18 protein-coding genes are annotated in these 18,717 nt (G+C 41.0%); 4 read left to right on the top strand and 14 right to left on the bottom strand.

The window, feature by feature from the left end:
* Positions 1-324: 324 nt before the first annotated feature.
* Positions 325-897, bottom strand: a complete 573-nt coding sequence (locus SY85_RS08730) for a Holliday junction resolvase-like protein (RefSeq protein ID WP_082886340.1) — start codon at positions 895-897, stop codon at positions 325-327.
* 194 nt (positions 898-1,091) lie between these two features.
* Between SY85_RS08730 and SY85_RS08735 the strand changes: the two genes are divergently transcribed.
* Together SY85_RS08735 and SY85_RS08740 are read left to right on the top strand one after the other, a co-directional pair.
* Positions 1,092-2,912 carry a DNA polymerase III subunit gamma/tau gene (locus SY85_RS08735; protein ID WP_066403627.1) on the top strand — a complete coding sequence of 607 codons (1,821 nt, stop codon included), beginning with the start codon at positions 1,092-1,094 and terminating at the stop codon, positions 2,910-2,912.
* 311 nt (positions 2,913-3,223) lie between these two features.
* The gene (locus SY85_RS08740; protein WP_066403629.1) at positions 3,224-4,870 is read left to right on the top strand and encodes a pyruvate dehydrogenase complex dihydrolipoamide acetyltransferase; all 1,647 of its coding nucleotides are present in this window, start codon (positions 3,224-3,226) and stop codon (positions 4,868-4,870) included.
* A gap of 90 nt (positions 4,871-4,960) precedes the next feature.
* On the opposite strand, the gene SY85_RS08745 is transcribed toward SY85_RS08740, so the two are convergent.
* The 4 genes from SY85_RS08745 to SY85_RS08755 form a co-directional block, all read right to left on the bottom strand.
* A complete protein-coding gene (locus SY85_RS08745) occupies positions 4,961-6,532 on the bottom strand; it encodes a M1 family metallopeptidase (RefSeq protein WP_066403631.1) in 1,572 nt (523 codons plus the stop codon).
* A gap of 59 nt (positions 6,533-6,591) precedes the next feature.
* A complete protein-coding gene (locus SY85_RS25925; RefSeq protein WP_226999050.1) occupies positions 6,592-7,116 on the bottom strand; it encodes a MutS-related protein in 525 nt (174 codons plus the stop codon).
* Positions 7,095-7,907 (bottom strand): hypothetical protein, encoded by an 813-nt coding sequence (locus SY85_RS25930; protein WP_226999051.1) that lies wholly within the window; start codon positions 7,905-7,907, stop codon positions 7,095-7,097. Before SY85_RS25930 ends, SY85_RS25925 begins: the two co-directional genes overlap by 22 nt.
* A gap of 223 nt (positions 7,908-8,130) precedes the next feature.
* Positions 8,131-9,471, bottom strand: coding sequence for a dihydroorotase (locus SY85_RS08755; RefSeq protein WP_066403632.1), 1,341 nt, complete (start codon positions 9,469-9,471; stop codon positions 8,131-8,133).
* A 24-nt stretch (positions 9,472-9,495) separates the two neighbouring features.
* Between SY85_RS08755 and SY85_RS08760 the strand changes: the two genes are divergently transcribed.
* Together SY85_RS08760 and SY85_RS08765 are read left to right on the top strand one after the other, a co-directional pair.
* On the top strand, positions 9,496-11,175 hold the full coding sequence (locus tag SY85_RS08760; RefSeq protein WP_066403635.1) for a hypothetical protein: 1,680 nt from the start codon (positions 9,496-9,498) through the stop codon (positions 11,173-11,175).
* 47 nt (positions 11,176-11,222) lie between these two features.
* Entirely contained in the window at positions 11,223-11,693 is a 471-nt protein-coding gene (locus SY85_RS08765) for a hypothetical protein (protein ID WP_066403637.1), read from the top strand.
* Positions 11,694-11,726: 33 nt separating this feature from the next.
* Here the strand turns inward: SY85_RS08765 and porT are convergent, their stop codons facing one another.
* The 9 genes from porT to SY85_RS08810 form a co-directional block, all read right to left on the bottom strand.
* The gene (porT, locus tag SY85_RS08770; protein WP_226999052.1) at positions 11,727-12,455 is read right to left on the bottom strand and encodes a type IX secretion/gliding motility protein PorT/SprT; all 729 of its coding nucleotides are present in this window, start codon (positions 12,453-12,455) and stop codon (positions 11,727-11,729) included.
* 258 nt (positions 12,456-12,713) lie between these two features.
* Positions 12,714-13,460, bottom strand: a complete 747-nt coding sequence (gene ubiE, locus SY85_RS08775) for a bifunctional demethylmenaquinone methyltransferase/2-methoxy-6-polyprenyl-1,4-benzoquinol methylase UbiE (protein ID WP_066403639.1) — start codon at positions 13,458-13,460, stop codon at positions 12,714-12,716.
* A gap of 89 nt (positions 13,461-13,549) precedes the next feature.
* Entirely contained in the window at positions 13,550-14,206 is a 657-nt protein-coding gene (locus tag SY85_RS08780) for a 3-oxoacid CoA-transferase subunit B (RefSeq protein ID WP_066403642.1), read from the bottom strand.
* 30 nt (positions 14,207-14,236) lie between these two features.
* Positions 14,237-14,938 (bottom strand): CoA transferase subunit A, encoded by a 702-nt coding sequence (locus SY85_RS08785; RefSeq protein WP_066403644.1) that lies wholly within the window; start codon positions 14,936-14,938, stop codon positions 14,237-14,239.
* 59 nt (positions 14,939-14,997) lie between these two features.
* Positions 14,998-15,339 (bottom strand): DUF4296 domain-containing protein, encoded by a 342-nt coding sequence (locus SY85_RS08790; protein WP_066403645.1) that lies wholly within the window; start codon positions 15,337-15,339, stop codon positions 14,998-15,000.
* Positions 15,336-16,250 carry a type IX secretion system protein PorD gene (gene porD / locus SY85_RS08795; RefSeq protein WP_066403647.1) on the bottom strand — a complete coding sequence of 305 codons (915 nt, stop codon included), beginning with the start codon at positions 16,248-16,250 and terminating at the stop codon, positions 15,336-15,338. The genes SY85_RS08790 and porD overlap by 4 nt, the downstream gene beginning before the upstream one ends.
* On the bottom strand, positions 16,250-17,437 hold the full coding sequence (gene coaBC / locus SY85_RS08800) for a bifunctional phosphopantothenoylcysteine decarboxylase/phosphopantothenate--cysteine ligase CoaBC (protein ID WP_066403649.1): 1,188 nt from the start codon (positions 17,435-17,437) through the stop codon (positions 16,250-16,252). Before coaBC ends, porD begins: the two co-directional genes overlap by 1 nt.
* A 76-nt stretch (positions 17,438-17,513) precedes the next feature.
* On the bottom strand, positions 17,514-17,855 hold the full coding sequence (locus SY85_RS08805; protein WP_066403651.1) for a DNA-directed RNA polymerase subunit omega: 342 nt from the start codon (positions 17,853-17,855) through the stop codon (positions 17,514-17,516).
* Positions 17,830-18,642 carry an outer membrane protein assembly factor BamD gene (locus SY85_RS08810; RefSeq protein ID WP_066403653.1) on the bottom strand — a complete coding sequence of 271 codons (813 nt, stop codon included), beginning with the start codon at positions 18,640-18,642 and terminating at the stop codon, positions 17,830-17,832. The genes SY85_RS08805 and SY85_RS08810 overlap by 26 nt, the downstream gene beginning before the upstream one ends.
* Between the last annotated feature and the right edge of the window lie 75 nt (positions 18,643-18,717).

Consider the following 18,717-nt stretch of genomic DNA (forward strand, 5'->3'; position numbering starts at 1 on the left):
CGTATGAAAGCCTACCTAACTCCGTATCAACTCCCTACCTTACCCGTTAGCCCTACCACCTCCGTACCCTGGCTCGTATCCTGCCATCCGATACCGCTATAAGCCCTAATAAATAGTAAAGAAAAGCGTAATAAGAAGGATGAAATGTCCTCAACTGAAGGCTCTAAAGATACAAAAAGCAGCCCAGCAATTTACCTGCTTCCTTTCTCTAATCATCAATAATTAATATTGGTTATTGATCGTTGAGCATTGAACATTTCCTCCGCTTCTTCCTTCATCATTCCTTGTTCCTTGTTCATTATTCTCCTTGTCTCCATCGCCTCTCTAAACTCTTAGTTCTTTCCACTCAACGCGTTTATTCAAAATGGCATACTTGATGGCTCGCTGTTTGGGAGACAATGTAGAAGTAGCTGTTTTTACTTCAATGAAGTGAATGGAAATGTTTTCTGGTGTTGTTTCCATGCCATCAAATACAATCAGGTCTATGGGACTGCCAATAAAGCGGGCTTCTTTAGGGTTGTAAGGAAAAACACCACTGAAATATGGCACCATATGTTCGGTGACTTTACCGATGGTAACCGCCTGGCTTTTCTTGATGGCATCCTGGCGGATGACCATTTCATATTCCATCTTCCACTGCTCAAAATAGGCTTCGGCTACTACCTTTTGCTCGCTATGAATGCGATCCTGCTCGGTTTGCAATAAAGTGGTTTTGTATTCCTCAAACTTTTGGGCTGCCAATTGGTGCACTTGCAGTTCTAAGTCGATCAGGGTGTTTTTGTGCTGCGCCAGCGTTAACTCCACATCCCGCTTTTGCCGGTACTGTATAAAAAGCAGCATTAAGATCACTGCTATTAAAATAACGATTACACCCACTAAAATGCCCATCCCAATCATAACCTTAAAGTTCCAACAAGAAAGCGGATTACCGTAATTTTGCTAATATATTTAGGATTCTTTTTTCAAAGAAGAGTGCTATTTTGGCGTAAAGGAGAATGCCTCAATGTTAATTATTCAGCATTGGGGAAAACCTTGAAAAATCCTTTTATCTGTGATAAAAATCTGCGATACCTTAGCAGGCTAGTTACACCATGGAAAAATTCATTGTTTCAGCCAGAAAATACCGTCCCCAGACCTTTGATACAGTTGTAGGACAGGAGCATATTACCACCACTTTAAAGAATGCGATCAAGACAGGTCATTTGGCTCACGCCTTCCTGTTTTGCGGTCCCAGAGGGGTGGGTAAAACCACTTGCGCCCGTATTCTGGCTAAAACCATTAACTGTGAGAATTCTTCTCCTGACGGTGAGGCATGTAATGAATGTCATTCCTGTAAGTCGTTCAACGAAGGCACTTCCATGAACATCCATGAATTGGATGCCGCCTCCAACAATTCTGTAGATGATATTCGCGCCCTGGTAGATCAGGTACGCTTTGCACCACAAGCGGGTAAATACAAAGTATATATCATAGATGAGGTACACATGTTGTCCTCCTCGGCTTTCAACGCTTTCCTGAAAACCTTGGAAGAACCACCTTCTTATGCTAAGTTCATCCTGGCTACCACTGAAAAGCACAAGATCTTACCAACCATCCTTAGCCGTTGTCAGATCTTTGACTTCAAACGTATAACCCTGCAGGATACAGTTGACCACCTGGCTGGAATTGCTAATAAGGAAGGTATTAAGGCTGATGAAGCGGCCCTGCAACTGATCTCTCAAAAGAGTGAGGGTTGTATGCGCGATGCCTTGAGTATCCTTGATAAGATCGTTTCTTTCACCAGTGGTGAAGTAAACTACGAGAATACCATTGAGCACCTCAATATACTGGACGCCGATTATTACTTTAAGCTCATGGACTGCATGATCAACCAGGATCTGGCAGGCGCTATGCTGCTTTTTGACGATATTAATAAGAAAGGTTTTGAAGGTGATATGGTGCTGAACGGCTTCGCCGAATTTATACGCAACTTGCTGATTTCAAAAGATGAGCGTGTAGCCGTATTACTGGAAGTAGTAGACAGCTTTAAGAAACGCTATATTGAAACTGCTAAACGAACTGAAGCCGGCTTCCTGGTAAGCGCCTTAAATATCTTAAATGAAGCAGAGATCGGTTTCCGTGCTGCCCGCAATAAGCGCCTGCATGTAGAACTGGCTCTCATTAAATTATGTTATCTAGGCCAGGCGTTACAACTAACAGCAACTGATAGTGGTGTTGAGGCCTCAAAAGTAGCCGGTAAACCCAGAACGCTTGCGTTTAAAAGCATTGCACCAATTGCTGTTAAGCCAGCAACCAGCCAACAAATAACAACTACCCCTCCTCCCACCCCAAAAACAGAAGCTAAGGCGGTTGTAGAATCGGCGCCTAAGTTGGTAATAGAGGAGCCCAAAGCCCCTAAACCAACAGCGCCACCTGCACCTAAACCGGCAGTAGCTACAGCACCACCTCCTCAAAAAGCGAATGGTAAGATCTCTTCGCTAGATGCCATTCGTCAGCAGATCAGCGCTGCTAATGCTAATAAGGTGATAGAAGATAACCCGTTAGAAATTGAAAGTCTGAAGGAAGGATGGGCTAAGTTCATTCAAGTGCTGAAAGACACAAAAAACTCGGCATGGCAAAGTTTTGCATTGGCTGAATTGATCATTAAAGACTTCAAAACCTTTGAGGCCACAGCCAGTAACAATATCAACCAACGTTTCCTGGAATTTGAGCGCGGTAATGCCTGTGAGTTTTTACAGAAAGAACTATGCAATCGTCAGTTGCAGTTCAATATTGTATTGGTAGAAGCCCCAAAGGATGAAGTACCTATGGATCTACCGCTTACAGCCAAAGAACAATACCTGCGCTTGATTGAACAGTTCCCACTCGTGCTTGAGCTAAGAGACCGCCTTCGCCTGGAATTGGACTATTAGTCTTAACCGGGATTTGGGGAGATTAGTGGATTAAGTAGAAAACAAAGATCTTAGAAGCCCTTGCTAGTCAAGGGCTTTTTTATTGTTTATTGCCCAGAAAACTTTTAATCAGGCATCTTGTTATCCCCACAAGCAACCACCACTATCCTCTTTCAACAAATAACTTTCTAACCTGTTTTATGCTATCAGCAAGCATCTCACACTCATCAACAGCCCACAACTTTTCATAAATCTCAAGAGCTCGCAACCTTCTGCACGGTGTTTCCTTCTTTTGCGTTAATTTCACGCCGCATTTATATAAAAATAAGAACATGGCTGAAGTGATATTGATGCCGCGCCTGAGTGATACAATGACCGAAGGCGTCATCGCGGCTTGGCATAAGAAAGTAGGTGATAGTGTAAAGAAAGGTGACCTACTGGCTGAAATTGAGACCGACAAAGCTACCATGGAGCTGGAAAGCTACAAAGATGGTACGCTCTTACATACAGGCGCAGACAAGGGAGGCAAACTGCAGGTTAATGACCTGCTGGCCATCATAGGCAATCCTGGTGAAGACATTTCTCAGTACCTTTCTGGCGGTGGCCAACAGGCTCCTCAGCAGCAAACTGAACAGGCACCAGCTCAACCTCAGGCCAGCCAGCCTGCACCAGCCCCTCAGCCATCAGCAGCTCCTTCTATGGATCTAAGCAAAATGGAAGAGGTAGTGTTGATGCCTCGCTTAAGCGATACCATGACAGAAGGCGTAATTGCTAACTGGCATAAAAAAGTAGGCGATACTGTGAAAAAAGGCGACTTACTAGCCGACATCGAAACCGATAAGGCTACGATGGAGCTGGAAAGCTATAAAGATGGTAAACTGCTTTACCAAGGAGCTAAACCAGGTGAGAAGATAGCCGTAAATGATCTACTTGCCATTATTGGTGATGAAAGTAAGGTAGATGTTCAATCTATTGTAAATGCTGCTAAAGGTGGTGGTCAGCCACAACCACAGGCACAAGCCCCTCAACAAGCTCAAGCTCAGCCTCAAGCGGCCGCTCCTCAGCAGGCTGCTGCAGCGCCTCAACCAGTGGCTTCTGGTGATGGCCGTGTAAAAGCGTCTCCTTTAGCTAAGAAACTAGCACAAGAAAAAGGTATTGATCTGTCTACTGTACAAGGTTCTGGCGACAACGGCCGTATTACAAAAGCAGATATCGACAACTATAAACCACAAGCAGCGGCTCCTACAGCTGCAGCGCCTTCAGCACAACCGGCTCTTCAGCCAATTGTATCTGGACAGGAAGGCTTCTCTGACACTAACGTTTCGCAAATGCGTAAGGTTATTGCTAAGCGCCTTGGTGAAAGCAAGTTTAGTGCTCCACACTTCTACCTGACTATGGAGATCAACATGGATAACGCCATGGAAGCCCGTACACAGATGAATGAAGTAAGTGCAGTGAAGATCTCCTTTAATGATATGGTTGTTAAAGCTTCAGCCATGGCTTTACGCAAACATCCTGCTGTTAATTCTTCCTGGATGGGCGACTTTATCCGTCAATATCAACACATCCACGTTGGAGTAGCAGTTGCTATTGAAGATGGCTTGATCGTACCGGTTGTACGTTTTGCTGATCAAAAATCATTAAGCCAGATTGCAGCTGAAACTAAAGAGCTGGCAGGTAAGGCTAAGAATAAAAAATTACAACCAAACGAATTCACAGGTAACACATTCACCATTTCAAACTTGGGAATGATGGACATTGATGAATTTACAGCTATTATCAACCCACCAGACAGCGCTATTATGGCTGTAGGTCGTATTAAAGAAGTAGTAGTACGCAAAGGTGATGGGTTTGGCGTAAGTAATGTGATGAAAGTAACCTTAAGCTGCGACCACCGTAGTGTAGATGGCGCTGTAGGAGCTTCGTTCTTGCAGACCTTCAAGAAGTACATGGAGAATCCAGTAACGATGCTGGTGTAATAGAACTAGGATTATTTGATTAAATAGATTTATAGGAAATGAAAAGCCTCTGAGTGATCAGAGGCTTTTTTAATGAGTCATGTTTATGAACTATAGTTCAGAGATCTTTCCGTCAAACAGAAGATTGGTATTGGGATCTAAAATAACTTTTGCCGGCATATCTTTTACTGGAACCTGAAAAGATTCGGCGGCTTTAGATATATTGACACGCTGCACTTCTTTACTTCCGTCTTTATATACGATACCAATTTCAAGCGGTAATTGATACAGTACTTTGCTTTGCTGTAATACATTAAGCTCAATAGCCTTATTAGGCTGTTGTCGCCACCTTACATCCAGTTTAGGAACACCTGGTTGATATAACCACTGACGGAAGAAGGTGTCTAGCTTAGCTCCTGTTGTTTCTTCTACCACCCGTTGAAAGTCGCGGGTATCAGCATTACTTCCTTTATACTGATTATAATACGCTTTTATACTCTTTCTGAAACCTTCATCACCAATAGTCCGGCGCAGCATATGCAGCACCCAGCTTCCCTTCTGATAGCTATTAGCATTCAATAGATCCATATAATCCGTAGTTGAATCTACTACAGGATGGTTAAAGGTGCGTACAAACTGGATCACTTGTCTCCTATCATCTTGTAAGCGCTTTTGAAAGCTATCCTCACCATATTTCTGCTCCATGTAAAGACTAGTAAAGTAGGTAGCAAAGCCTTCGCTTAACCACAAATGAGTAAAGCTTTTTTCTGTAGCTGTATTTCCAAACCACTGATGCGCAATTTCGTGAGCCAACAAAGCTTCTGAGCTACGGTTGCCTGTCACGGTGTTCTCGGCATAGAAAATAGTATTGGCGTTTTCCATACCACCAAAGATGGTCTTGGATTGTACATTGGCTAGCTTCTTATATGGGTAGGGAGCTACATATTTCTCCATGTAGCCCAATATATCATCGGCCAAGGCGTAATCATAAGCTCCCTTTGCACTATCCTGCGGATATACCCAAGCCGTAACAGGAACACGGTAACCACTATCTACACGTGTTACAGCAAATCTAGCGGCACCGATCACCATAACCTTGGTAGAAATCGGCGTATCTTCTTTCCAATAGGTTCTTTTGCGATTAGCGTCTATGGCTTTTTCTTCTACCAACAACCCATTGCTAATTACTTTGTATTGAGATGGAGCAGTTACAACAAATTCTACAGAAGCTTTATCAGCAGGGTTGTCGTTACAAGGAATCCAATTATGTGCGCGGTTGGGCCAGTTATCAGCAAAGAAAGTACGATCGCCATATTGGTTACGTGAGATGATCAAGCCATCTTTAGGCTTGCCCATATAATCAATTTCAAAGGTGCGTTCCTCTCCCTTTTTAGCTGGCTTTGTTAGCTGAAACAACAACACATTATCCTTGTGAGAAGAAACCAGTCGCTGCCGCTGCTCTAAAACCTGGTAGGCGGTCATTCCATCTTCATCCTCTTGGGATACCAGATCAAGTCTCACTTCAGAAGCATCGGATAAAAACTTTATGGTAACAAGTGCCTTTCCAACAATACCATCTGACTGATCGTTCAACTCAATCTCAAAACGATAATGTTGCACATCAATTTGTGCCTGTCCAATAAGAGTACATAGAAATAAGAATACGCTGAATCCTGCTTTCATCTGTTTTCATTGAAGCATAAAGATCAAGGAAATCCTTAAATAATCTTGTTAATCTATGGTCATAGTTTTTCCAGCATTTCCACCACTCTTTCCCGCTTTAGTATCACATAACCAATACGGTCATTGCTAATACCTTCCTTTAATTGGTAGCTGAATGCGAGCTGATCATCAGTAACTGTTGTTTCAAAATATTTAAAGGCGATGTTTGGGAATTGTTTCAATTCATCGCCTATCTCATACAAGTGTGTGGAAAGAATAAAAAGTGAGTTTTTTATTTTTATTAGTCCCTTTATTACGGCAAGTGAGCACTTCATCGCATCTTGTACATTAGTGCCCTTAAACAGTTCATCTATCAACACCAACCACTTTCTACCATTATTAATTTTGTCTATTGTGTTTTTGATGCGCTGTACTTCGTTAAAGAAATAGCTTTCTCCTTTTGAAATATTATCGGCCACATTGATGTTGGTAAGCATGCCATCAAAAACCGTTAATTCCATATTACGCGCAGGCACTCCCATGCCTATATGAGCTAAGAATACGGCGGCACCAACCGACTTGATCAGCGTACTCTTCCCAGCCATATTGGCCCCGTAAGAAAAATAAAGTTTTGAGAGGGGTCCATGACCAGGTCATAAGCAACCGGGTGTTGTAACAGTATATGGTAAAATCCTTCTGCTTTTATGAACGGCTGATCCTGTTCTTTAAAAGTGGGAAATTGCAGGTTGTAGGTTTTAATAGCAATGGCCATAGAATACCATGCTTCCAATCGCCCAAAAACATCAATCATTTCCTGAGTCAACAAACGGTACTTTACCCGTAAATAATAGGCGTAATAGATGTTTTCATTAACTGTAAAAGTCTTTGCTGGATCGCGGTAGGCCAAACGCATTAGCGGTTCTTCCTTTAAAGCTCCCAACATCCTATCTAAATAGAAATGAAGATTGGCAGGCAGATCCACTCCATTAAACAAGTTCACCAGTTTGTAAAGCCCTCTATAGAAGTCGGCAAAATGGGAAACAGAGTATTTCACCATGGAGTAATCTGCACTATGAAGCACTTTATAGCTAAAGCTATTAAAGCTATTAGCGTTTTCAGGTACAGGATCCAGGTTATAATCAAAAAACTTTTCCATTACAATGATGGTCCCGTTGGTGATTTCCAACGGCCAGTCATTAATATGCTCCAGGAAAGTTTTTAAAATACTCTGTATACCATGTATACGCTTTAAATCGCTATGGGGTTCCATAAAGAACCGTCGCAACCATTCTTTACCACCAATGGTTTTAGTAAAGTTGAGCTTATTGAAGATGGAATACTCCTCTTCCGGGTGAAAAATGGAAATATCGTTAAAGGTGATTTTGTCTATTTGCATAAAGGAAGCCCCTCCTAGCCTCCCCGAAGGGGAGGTAGTCCACTCACAGCCCAGACAGCAATAAGTGAACTACAATTGTTATTTGATTTAATAAAATCGTTATAGATATATTTAATTATAACAGGGTTACTTTTCCTTCACTTAACCAAGCGACATCATAAAACCTAATTTAAGAAATATTGAAGGCTTCGCCTAAGTTCCCCCTTCAGGGGGACAGGGGGCCCTACCTATTAAATTGTAACCTCTGCCCTTTAATAGATTCATTCCACACCCCATTTCCATAAACCAGGTTGCCATTTACAAAGGTATGTGTCACTTTTGCCGGGAATGTTTGTCCCTCAAATGGGCTCCAGCCGCATTTTGATAAGATATTTTCTTTTGTTACTGTGGTATTATCATTTAGGTCTACAATTACCAGATCGGCATAGTATCCTTCCCGTATGTAGCCTCGTTCAGCTATCTGGAAACATTCGGCCACCGCATGGCTCATTTTTTCTGCAATCTTTTCCAGACTTATGCGACCTTCTTTGTAATGCTTTAGCATCAACAATAGGGAATGTTGCACAAGAGGGATACCTGCATGGGCTTTTTCATACGGCTCGTTCTTTTCTTCCCAGGTGTGAGGTGCATGATCGGTAGCAATAATATCCAGTCGGTCATCAAGCAATGCTTTCCAGAGTGCTTCTTTGTTATGAGCCGCTTTAATAGCTGGGTTACACTTAATCAGGTTACCGTATTGCGGATAGTCATCAGCCGTGAAGTGCAAGTGGTGTACACATACTTCAGCGGTAATCCGCTTTTGGCCAAGGGGCATCATATTGGTAAACAATTGGAGCTCCCGCTCGGTACTAATATGCAAAATATGAAGACGCGTATTATGTTTCATAGCCAACTGCACCGCCTTAAAGGAAGACTCAAAACAGGCTTCCTCGTCGCGTATAATTGGATGGTCAGATGGCTCTAATACAGGCTTTTGTTCTTTGAGACGTCTTAAATTTTCCTTGATTATCGATTCTTCTTCACAGTGGGTGGCAATCAGCACTTCAGCTTCTGAAAAGATGCGTCCCATGGTCAGGTAATTATCTACCAACAAACCTCCGGTAGATGAGCCCATAAAGATTTTAATACCGCATACTTCTTTTTTCTTATCGTTGGTACGTAGTACTTCTTCCAAATTATCATTGGACGTACCCATAAAAAAGGAATAGTTAGCCAATGAGTTTTGCGCGCCAATGGCATATTTCTGTTCTAGCAACTCCTGTGTAAAAACCGGAGGGTTAGTGTTTGGCATTTCCATAAACGAAGTAACCCCGCCAGCTACTGCCGCTTTTGCCTCTGTGTAAATGGTAGCCTTATGCGTTAATCCTGGTTCTCTGAAATGTACCTGGTCATCAATTACACCAGGCAGCAAATATTTCCCTTCGCCATTAATCTCTTCCGCCGCTTCTTTTACTTCAAGGCGTGGTGCCAGTCTTTCAATTCTGCCATTAGCTATTAAAACATCCAGAACTTCTATCTTTCCTTCATTGACTACTTGTATATTGCGGATCAGGTATTTTTGCATATTTTTCAGTTATAATCGCCAGTGATGCAATATAAACAAACCCTGTTAAGGCTACTTCTTTTCGTTTTACCAACATCGGCTTTTTCACAAACAACCTATCTTCCTTTAGGATCCAGAGAAAATATTCTATTAGAACGTTTAGAAATTAAGGCGGGTAAAGATTCCATTTTAAACTTCTCTAAGACAAAGCCTTACAGTCGCCGGCAGTTTATTACTCACCTGGCTGAAATTGACTCTGCACAGGCCCTTTCTCCTGTCGATGCCTATAATACCCGAATGGCCTTAATGAAAAATCTGGAATGGGTGCCGGGTGATCAAACAAAATATGCCAGTAAGAAACCCATCTGGAAAAACTTTTACAAAACACCAGCTACTCTATATGAGGTACATGCACCTAACTTTTTCCTGGCAGTGGATCCTGTATTTCAATACATTGTAGCAAAAGAAAGCGATAACGACCAACATTTATTTTTAAATACCAGAGGTGTTACCCTTCGTGGCCGCATAGCTGACAAGATTGGTTTTGCAGCCTATGTTACTGACAACCAGGAACGTGATCCCTTATATGTACAGGAGTTTGAAAAGGAGCGCCAGGCTGTACCAGGGGTTGGCTTTTATAAACCGTTTAAAGATCCCGGTGGCTTCGATTACTTCGATGCGCGAGGGTATATTACTTTCAACGTGGCCAAAGTAATTGACATCGCCTTTGGATATGATAAAAACTTTATTGGCAATGGCCAGCGCAGCTTGTTTCTCAGCGATTTCTCAAACAGTGCCTTGTTTTTAAAGCTTAATACCCGCATTTGGAAACTGAATTACCAAAACTTGTTCATGGAGTTACAAACCAATGAACGCCAGGGTGCCGATGTTTTAATTCCAAAGAAATACGCAGCCATGCACCATTTAGATTTAGGTGTTACCAAATGGCTGAATGTAGGTCTGTTTGAAGGAGTAATCTTTGGACGGGAGGATCATTTCGAATTTGGTTACCTGAACCCTGTCATCTTCTACCGCTCTATTGAACAGCAAAACAACAGCTTTGATAATGCCGTAGCAGGTCTGGATTTAAAAGCCAATGTGGCCAAACATTTTCAATTTTACAGCCAGTTCCTGCTAGATGAGTTTAATATGGTAGAGGCAAAGAAAGGTGAAGGCTGGTGGGGTAATAAGTGGGGCCTTCAAGTGGGCGGTAAATACATAGATGCCTTTAACATTAAAAACCTGGATTTACAGCTGGAAACCAATATCATTCGTCCATTCACATACTCACATAGAGACTCTATAGCCAATTTTACCCACTACAATCAGCCACTGGCACATCCTTTAGGCGCCAACTTGAAAGAATTGATTGGCATTGTTCGTTATCAACCTGCCCCTAAATGGTTTTTACAAGCAAAAGCCATTTATAACAAACAAGGTAAAGACACGGGCACAACGTCTTTTGGTGGCAATATCTTTTATCCCAATGTGCCTCCATACCGTAAGCAAGACTATGGCTACTTCATTGGTAATGGCATGCCTAGCAATATAGCTTTAGGTTCAATGCTTGTATCATACGAGCTACGCCCCAACTTGTTTCTTGAAGCAAATGGTCTTTATCGGAAACAAACTGCCCCACCCGATACGCATTTATTCGCACGCAGCAGCTTTACTATGTCATTGGGCGTACGCTGGAATATGCATCGTAGGGAGTTTGACTTTTAGATAAACACATCTTTTAAGTATTACTTACCATTCAAATCCAAACAATTATGAAAAGCTTCTTATTTCCGTTTTTACTGCTTTTATGTAGTTTTCAAGACCCGGGATATTCATCTTATTGTAATAACCGTTTTAGCTTCTGTATAGAGTATCCCACTGGTTTTAATAAACAACAAAAGCCAGATAACGACGATGGGATGATCTTTCTATCTGCGGATAAGAAAACAGAAGTAAGAGCTTTTGGAAGTCTTGCTACAGAACCATTTAATGAATTAAGCCAGGAATTGGAAATGGCTATTGACAATAAGAATGTCACCTACAAGACCGTAAAGAAAGACTGGTTTATCATTTCTGGAACAGACAAAAATGGAAATATCTTTTACAGAAAAACGGTGAAAAAGAAGATAAACTATATGGGAACGGGTGAAACAGAAGTATTTCAAACACTTATGATCACTTATCCTACTTCACAAAAAGACGTCTACAGCTCTTTCTGTTCAACAATTGCAAAAAGCCTCTAGCTTCACACTCTTAATAGTAACAGCGTCACTTGTTTATCCTTCTAAATGGATAGAAAACATAATCATACGCGACTGCATCCGGTCCAATACATTGGAGTATTTGAGATTTACATCGCGAGCATGGAGATCTCGTAAACCATGGCTGATCTTGATCTCTGGAGAGAATATAAAACTTTTGAAATAGAAATTAAATCCAACACCCGCTTCCACGCCATAGTCAATCTTCTCAACTTTTACCATATCCTCAGCCATCCGGGCTTTGGCATTTGAAGCTAAGTCATAATCCAATTTACCACCGCCTAACATATATACACGAAAGTTGCCAATACGATCGGAACGGAATTTTACATGCACCGGGAAGGTTACAATCACTGATTCCACTTTCTTTGTGACTTCCTGCCCCAAATCGCGGTCTTTATAGCGCAGCTTATAATAGATACTGCGATCAGTAAACATTAGTTGTGGATTGAAGCGAGCCTCAAATCGATCATTCAAACGTGCTGTTGCCAGCAATCCCAATGCAAACCCGCCAGAGTTTAATGGTTCAGCAACCATCACACTATCTTGATTTAGAAAGTGTTCATGAAGTTCAGTATGGAATCGGGAGCTGCTTCCAGATAGCGTTATACCAAAATAATAAGGCTTAACATCATGCTCTTCTAGATAAATTTCTTGTTGTGCTGATGCCTTAAATGCAAACAAGCCAAACGCAACCACCATCAATAGGGTCCGGGAAAAACGCTGAGATCGCAATAAAAACATAAGCCTCTATAAATCAATAATTAAAACCTAACAATGAAATTGACGTCTATATTGTAGAAACGCCTCCTTGTTATCCTACCATTAACGCCAGAGCGTCAATTTAATTGCCAATGTAAGGCAGATAGGTAACAAAGTTTTCTTATATCCTTTCTTTGGAAAGCTAAAAAACCTTTTCTAGATACGCAAAGAAGACACCAAAAATCAAGAGCTCTTAAAATTTACTTGCATAATTGCGCTCTTTATTACTGGGCTAGATGATTATGCAGGTTTTTTACCCATATAAATACAACAGATTCCCAAACTTAAAGGTGTAAAAGAAGTTTCTGCGAAGCCTAACTCCTTTAATATTGAAACAAAGCGTCCTCTATCAGGAAATGCTTTAGCAGATTCATTGAGGTATTGATAAGCCTTTTTATTCTGCCGAAACAGTTTTGCCATTTGAGGGGCTATAATACCCATGTATAGGTTATATAAATTACGTACGCCGGGTATGCGAGGCTGACTGAACTCTAGCACAATCAATCTAGCGCCAGGTTTCAACACCCGGTAAATTTCACCAAGACCTTTTTCCAGGTTCTGAAAATTACGTACGCCAAAGGCTACCATTACGCCATCGAATGTATTGCCATCAAACCGAATATACTCGCTATCCCCACTTAACAACTCAATTCGATCTACCAAACCTTCCTTTGTAACCTTTTGTCTTCCATAACTCAGCATATTTTCTGAGATATCGATACCGGTTACCTTTTGTACAGGCAGCATTTTGCAAGCACGAATGGCCATATCGCCTGTACCTGTAGCCACATCCAGTAAGTGTTTTGGATTGTCTTTTTTGAATCGTTTGATGGCTTTAATACGCCAACTAACATCAATACCCACACTTAAAAACCGGTTCATAAAGTCGTAGCGGGGTGCTATCTGATCAAACATCTCACTAACCTGTTGCTTCTTTTCACCTGCGCTCTCAAAAGGCTTGATATTGTCGTGTGGAAATTGATTCATGCAGGCGCAAAGTTAACCCCTCACCTCTACGACTTTACACACTATCGGTATTTATTTTTAGCTATGCCCCCTTTACTTAACCTGCAACGCTATAGTACCATTTCAGGTACATCACCTTCAACGATCAGCTTTCCAGCTGTCTTTGCTTTGATTTCTTCAACAGTTACACCCGGCGCTCTTTCTAAGAGCCTAAATCCATTAGGAGTTACATCCAATACAGCTAATTCGCTGACGATCTTTTTCACACAACCAACCCCTGTCAATGGCAATGAACATTGAGGTAGCAATTTTGACTCACCCTTAGGGTTAGTATGCATCATAGCTACTATGATATTTCGAGCCGAAGCCACCAAATCCATAGCGCCGCCCATACCTTTCACCATCTTTCCTGGTATTTTCCAATTGGCAATATCTCCATTTTCACTTACCTCCATAGCGCCCAAAACAGTCAGGTCTACCTTGCCTGCACGTATCATTCCAAAGCTTTCGGCTGAGTCAAAGAAAACACCCCCAGGAAGAATGGTCACTGTTTCCTTACCGGCATTTATCAGATCAGCATCAATCGCATCTTCTGTAGGGTAAGCTCCCATGCCTAGCATTCCATTTTCACTTTGCAACATAATAAACATGTCTTTGGGAATGTAATTGGCTACCAGCGTAGGTATCCCTATTCCTAAGTTTACATACATGCCATCTTTTAACTCTTGTGCAATGCGTTTAGCAATACCATATTTATCTAAAGCCATAACAATTTTAATTTGAGGAGTTTTTAGAGATTATTTAGCAGTCAATTGAACGGTACGCCTTTCTATGCGCTTTTCATATTGCCGCCCCTGAAAAATGCGATGTACATAAATACCAGGCACATGAATTTCATCGGGATCTAATTGTCCGGGCTCTACTAAGTGTTCAACTTCAACTATTGTTATATGACCAGCTTTAGCCATGGACGTAGAGAAGTTGCGTGTTGTTTTACGGAAAACAAGGTTACCATACCGATCGCCCTTCCATGCTTTTACAATGGAGAAATCGGCATGTAGCGCCATTTCCATCAAATACTTTTTACCATTGAACTCACGCACTTCTTTTCCTTCTGCTATTTCAGTACCATAGCCGGCAGGTGTAAAAAAAGCGGGAATGCCCATTCCTGCCATTTGAATTCGTGTAGCTAATGTTCCTTGAGGGATCAGGTCTACTTCTAGTTCTCCGCTTAAAAGTTGGCGTTCGAATTCCGCGTTCTCTCCTACGTAAGAACTCATCATCTTTTTGATCTGACGGGTTTTTAATAATAAACCCAGTCCAAAATCATCAACACCGGCATTATTGGAGATACAGGTAAGGTTTTTTGTGCCTTTTTCTACCAAGGCATTGATACTATTTTCTGGAATACCACATAGGCCAAACCCGCCTAACATGATAGTGGCACCATCATTAATATCGTGTAAGGCATCTAGCGCCTCTGTATAGACTTTATTCATATGCAAACATTGTAGGCATCAAAAATAATGATCCCCTTGCATACTTGTTCAGGTGAGACTTATTGTACAAATGCGCCTGGCCTTGGAACCTTTCGTTGTAATGAATCAAACAATGGCTTTAATAAATCAGGGCGCGTTTCGTAATACTGAAAGCTTTTTTTAAACTGAGAAGCGGTTATACCATTTGTCTGAAGCACCTTTTGATAGAGTTCTACACTTCGTTTATACCGATCCACAGTAGAGTCCTGCGTATGTTCATACGATACCCATTCATCGGCACGTAACATATCCCACATTACAGAGTGCATTTTATCAGTAGATAAAACATCCTTAGGAATCTCTTTCTTATTACTGCAGGCAACAAAAGTGACCAGTAATATACCTAGTAACGTCAATCTCATTTCAACTCTTTGTAAGTGGTAGCATTTGTAACGTCAAGCTTGACAAGCAAGTCTTTTGCCCGGTTTCTGGTATCGTTATTAGCTTTTTTAAACACATTGGCTAACTCAGTACTTTTACCTTGAAAAAACACCTGCATGATCATTGCATTCGGATTATCCTTATTTACAGTGCTAAGAAAGTTTAAAGCATTTAAAATGCCCGACCTGGCAGTCTCTTCATTTTCTACAAGCAAATCCATGCCCCCACGGTAATAGGTATAAATAGCATCATGCACTTGAGAGAACCGATTATCGGTTAAATTTTCAGCTAAACGAAAGCGGTTGCGCATACCATCAAATGGTTTCCATCCAGTAATATCCCTGCTCTCCGGTGCATTATTGACAATTTGCTGCGCTTTTCGAAAGTATAATTCTCCGCCTTTGGGAGAAAATGAATCATGGTCTAAGCCCAGTATGATCTGTACATAGTACACCAGTATCGCAGTCAAATTAGCAGCAAGAGGATCATTACCCTGAATTCGGTTTTCGTTGAATTCAATGGGTTGAAACTCTATATACCGAAACACCATATCATTATCCTGGTAGTTTATCAACGGCGACTCATAACTGGTACCATATACAGGTCGTGCTGCCTGAACGGTCAATGTAGCTTTAAATACGTTTTGGCCTAAGTCCTGATCAATATTTATAAGAAAATTACACTTGATCTTTTCTTGCGGCTGATAGGTCTCTCCCGTCCATTTACGGTTATTTAAAAAAGACGTTAGCGTTTCCTGAAGGGTTTGAAAGATCTTCTTATCGACCTGCGTACTGACACGATTCGATAATACAGAAAGTTTAGCCTGTAACTCTTGCCCTTGTACAAGACCAAGGAAAAATACTCCAGCAATAAGAAGCACTATTTTTTTCATCACATCAATTCAGTTATGGCATCCACAATATCTTTTGCAACCAGTTCCTTTGATTTCAGATCAAAAGTCTTTTTGGTTTGATCTTTAAAGAATAAGGTTACTTTATTGGTAGCATTTTTAAACCCAGCACCTTTATCATTTAATGAATTTAAAACAATGATATCAGCATTCTTTCCTTTCAATTTCTTTTTAGCGTTTTCCTCCTCATTTTCTGTTTCCAAAGCAAATCCAACCAATATCTGTTGATCCCTTTTTTCTTTACCTATAGCACCTAAAATATCTTTTGTTTTCTTTAGTTGAATGATCAGCTCCGCTTCCGTCTTTTTTATTTTTTGGGGCGCTACGGCTACCGGGGTGTAATCGGCTACTGCCGCAGCCATTACCGCTATGTCAAAATCGCTATTAGCCAAGCAGTTTTCATACATCTGTTCTGCTGATGTAGTTTTAATCAGCTTGATACTTTTATTCTTTACCTCACAATATACAGGGCCAGATATAAGCGTCACTTCTGCTCCTCTCTTGGCAAGTTCTTCTGCAATACTGTAACCCATTTTACCAGAAGAGTGATTGCCTATAAAGCGAACAGGATCAATGGCTTCATAAGTAGGCCCTGCTGTTACTAACGCTTTTTTGCCTGTAAGCTGTTGCCCATTTTCAAAAAATTCTGTTAGAAACTGAACAATAGTTTCAGGTTCAGCCATCCTACCATCGCCTATTAAGCCACTGGCCAACTCACCATGCTCTACTGGGATTATCGTTACATTATTAGTTGCAAGAGTTACCAGGTTTTGTCTAGTGGTTGAATGGTGCCACATATCCTCGTCCATGGCTGGAGCGACTATTACCGGGCACGTTGCTGATAAATAAGTGGCCATGAGTAAATTATCACATAAACCGGTAGCCATTTTACTAAGTGTATTACAGCTTAATGGGGCAATAAGCATTACATCGGCCCACCTTCCTAACATTACATGATTGGACCAGGATTCTTCATCAAATAAGACGTCTAAAACCGGGGACTTTGATAAAGTTGACAGGGTAAGCTTTGATACAAACGATTTGGCAGCCTCTGTCACAATGACTTTTACTTCGGCGCCTTCTTTAACCAATTGCCTGACTAATAAGGGGATTTTATAAGCAGCAATACTCCCTGAAACCCCTATTAAAACTTTCTTACCTGCTAACATAGGGAACTAAAATACGAGTTCTAAAAACAAAAGCGATGGGAAGTCCATCGCTTTGAATAATTTAAATAAAAGAAGATTAATGGAATAAATCATCTTCATTTTTACGGAAATACACTTTGTCTTCCATAAACTCCTGGGTAGCTAATAAGGCCGGATTGGGCATACGCTCATAAGCACGAGAAATCTCAATCTGCTCTTTATTCTCATGAATTTCTTCAAGGCTATCAGTATGGCTAGCAAACTCTTCCAGCTTATTGTGCAATTCCTCTTTTAAGGAAATATTGATTTGATTAGCTCTTTTAGCAATGATAGCGATAGACCCATAAACATTGCCTGTTTTTTTACGGAGTTCGTTCAGGTCACGTGTTTCTACATTATTTGTAGTGCTAACACTAAGTTGACGTCTTAGTCGGCTCATTTGCTATACTTTTTAAGTTGTTTTGTGATAAAGATAAATATTGCTGCACTTGTTTTGCAAAAGCACTTTCCGGAAAACGATCCATAAAATCATTACAATCGGTTACTACTTTTTCAAAACGTTCTGCTTGCTTTTCCACCACACTCAGCTCGGCAAACCGAAAAGCTGCGCGGATGGACATAAACTTATATTCGTCAGAATGCTGTGAATCGGGATATGCATCTATTACGGATTCAAAGGCCACGGAAGCAGCTCTGAATTGTCCTAGATCAAAATACAATTGTGCCGCTTTTGCATCCTTGGTTTCCAGCTTCTTACGACAAGTATCAATAATTCCAGTAGCGTCCTTTATCCGGGCAGATCCTGGATGGGTATTGATAAAAGTCTGCATCATCCCCATTGCCTTAATCGTATTGGTTTGATCCAATTCTGCCTTTGGCGACTGCTGATAAAATGTATACGCCCGCATGTAATCCATTTCTTCTGCTCTTGCGCTATTTGGAAAAACTTCTAAATAGGTCTTGAATAGATTTTCCGCGTTCAGGTAATCTTTTTGGTAATAGGCTGTATAAGCATATTTATAATAAATATCCTCAAACTCCTGCTGTCCTTTAAAGTAAGGAATGACATCCTCAAATAGCTGTTGAGCGTAATTATACTTCTTTTTGGCATAGTACTGTTCTGCCATCCGCAATTTATATTGCGGGTCTTTGCTCTTCATCACCTTATTGATATTACTGCAGCTAAAGAGAAAGATGCTAAAAAGTACAATGCTAAAAATCTTCATAACGGCCTGCAAAGGTAATTAGTTTGTACAAATATTCTCTAAATACTCAAAAACACCTTTTTTAAGGCGTTAAGA

Origin of the sequence: Flavisolibacter tropicus (genome assembly GCF_001644645.1) — a bacterium.
Taxonomy (GTDB): domain Bacteria; phylum Bacteroidota; class Bacteroidia; order Chitinophagales; family Chitinophagaceae; genus Flavisolibacter; species Flavisolibacter tropicus.

Excerpts from the sequence above, each read along its gene's own strand:
- porT (WP_226999052.1), bottom strand. The coding sequence starts at position 12,455 with ATGTTTTTATTGCGATCTCAGCGTTTTTCCCGGACCCTATTGATGGTG.
- SY85_RS25930 (WP_226999051.1), bottom strand. The coding sequence starts at position 7,907 with ATGCAAATAGACAAAATCACCTTTAACGATATTTCCATTTTTCACCCG.
- SY85_RS08745 (WP_066403631.1), bottom strand. The coding sequence starts at position 6,532 with ATGAAAGCAGGATTCAGCGTATTCTTATTTCTATGTACTCTTATTGGA.
- coaBC (WP_066403649.1), bottom strand. The coding sequence starts at position 17,437 with ATGTTAGCAGGTAAGAAAGTTTTAATAGGGGTTTCAGGGAGTATTGCT.
- SY85_RS08740 (WP_066403629.1), top strand. The coding sequence starts at position 3,224 with ATGGCTGAAGTGATATTGATGCCGCGCCTGAGTGATACAATGACCGAA.
- porD (WP_066403647.1), bottom strand. The coding sequence starts at position 16,250 with ATGAAAAAAATAGTGCTTCTTATTGCTGGAGTATTTTTCCTTGGTCTT.
- SY85_RS08805 (WP_066403651.1), bottom strand. The coding sequence starts at position 17,855 with ATGAGCCGACTAAGACGTCAACTTAGTGTTAGCACTACAAATAATGTA.
- SY85_RS08735 (WP_066403627.1), top strand. The coding sequence starts at position 1,092 with ATGGAAAAATTCATTGTTTCAGCCAGAAAATACCGTCCCCAGACCTTT.
- SY85_RS08780 (WP_066403642.1), bottom strand. The coding sequence starts at position 14,206 with ATGGCTTTAGATAAATATGGTATTGCTAAACGCATTGCACAAGAGTTA.
- SY85_RS08790 (WP_066403645.1), bottom strand. The coding sequence starts at position 15,339 with ATGAGATTGACGTTACTAGGTATATTACTGGTCACTTTTGTTGCCTGC.
- SY85_RS08810 (WP_066403653.1), bottom strand. The coding sequence starts at position 18,642 with ATGAAGATTTTTAGCATTGTACTTTTTAGCATCTTTCTCTTTAGCTGC.
- SY85_RS08765 (WP_066403637.1), top strand. The coding sequence starts at position 11,223 with ATGAAAAGCTTCTTATTTCCGTTTTTACTGCTTTTATGTAGTTTTCAA.
- SY85_RS08760 (WP_066403635.1), top strand. The coding sequence starts at position 9,496 with ATGCAATATAAACAAACCCTGTTAAGGCTACTTCTTTTCGTTTTACCA.
- SY85_RS08755 (WP_066403632.1), bottom strand. The coding sequence starts at position 9,471 with ATGCAAAAATACCTGATCCGCAATATACAAGTAGTCAATGAAGGAAAG.
- SY85_RS08730 (WP_082886340.1), bottom strand. The coding sequence starts at position 897 with ATGATTGGGATGGGCATTTTAGTGGGTGTAATCGTTATTTTAATAGCA.
- SY85_RS25925 (WP_226999050.1), bottom strand. The coding sequence starts at position 7,116 with ATGGCTGGGAAGAGTACGCTGATCAAGTCGGTTGGTGCCGCCGTATTC.
- SY85_RS08785 (WP_066403644.1), bottom strand. The coding sequence starts at position 14,938 with ATGAATAAAGTCTATACAGAGGCGCTAGATGCCTTACACGATATTAAT.
- ubiE (WP_066403639.1), bottom strand. The coding sequence starts at position 13,460 with ATGAATCAATTTCCACACGACAATATCAAGCCTTTTGAGAGCGCAGGT.